2 protein-coding genes are annotated in these 880 nt (G+C 40.6%); both read left to right on the top strand.

Annotated elements, in window-relative coordinates; all coding sequences use genetic code 11:
* The first annotated feature begins 225 nt into the window (after window positions 1-225).
* Entirely contained in the window at window positions 226-441 is a 216-nt protein-coding gene (locus AC07U6_RS22225; RefSeq protein ID WP_494762250.1) for a colicin E3/pyocin S6 family cytotoxin, read from the top strand.
* A gap of 9 nt (window positions 442-450) precedes the next feature.
* Window positions 451-708 carry a colicin E3-like toxin immunity protein gene (locus AC07U6_RS22230; protein ID WP_494762251.1) on the top strand — a complete coding sequence of 86 codons (258 nt, stop codon included), beginning with the start codon at window positions 451-453 and terminating at the stop codon, window positions 706-708.
* The last annotated feature ends 172 nt before the right edge of the window (window positions 709-880 follow it).

An 880-nucleotide genomic window follows, 5' to 3' on the forward strand; every position in this document is an offset into this window, starting at 1 on the left:
AGTACGATAAGTTACGGCAGCGCCTCTTAGATGCCCGGGGTAAAATAGCATCAACGGAAAAGGCCTTAGCGATAGCTCTGGAAAGCCGCAAGCAGAAAGAGAAAGCAAAAAAGTAATCTTGAAGAGGAAAAGAAAAAACCTCGCAAAGGCACTAAGGAGTATGGGCAGCATTATCACAAAGCTCCCACGACAAAAAACATTAATGGGTTGGGTGAGTTGAAAAAAATGAAACCTAAAACTCCAAAACAGGGTGGAGCTGGACCCAGAGAGCGTTGGTCTGGTGACAAGGGAAGGAAGATCTATGAATGGGATTCCAGGCATGGTGAGTTGGAGGCGTATAGAGCAAGCGATGGTGAATATATCGCGTCATATGATCCAAAAACTGGTAAGCAAATTGTAAAAACAAATCCACCGAAACGTAATATTGCAAAATATCTTTGAGAGGAATTTATGGGATTGAAATTGAGATTGGAATGGTTTGGTAAAAAAGACGAGTCATTCGCTGGTAGTGATTATTCAAAAGATTTTGGTGATGACGCTTCCATCATTGAACGACTCGGAGTTCCATTGGAAGATAATATCAACAATGGTATGCTTGTTGTGATGCCTGAATGGATTGCATTGCTTCAGGAACATTTCAAAAGCCGAATTGATATGAGTAAGTTTGACTACTTTATTGCTTTTGATTACGAAGAAGGTAATTGGTAATTGAGTGATTAAATCAAGGATGAGTGTCTGTTGTTTCTCTATAACCGCCTCCGGGCGGTTTTTTATTGCATCATATAAGCAGAATGAACCATGAGATGAACAATAAAGAACCTCGCATCTATGGAAGCAAGTGGGACAAAGAAAGGCTGATATTTCTCAAGGCTAACCCTCT

This window comes from Erwinia sp. GW821-FHT03D09, from assembly GCF_059420805.1.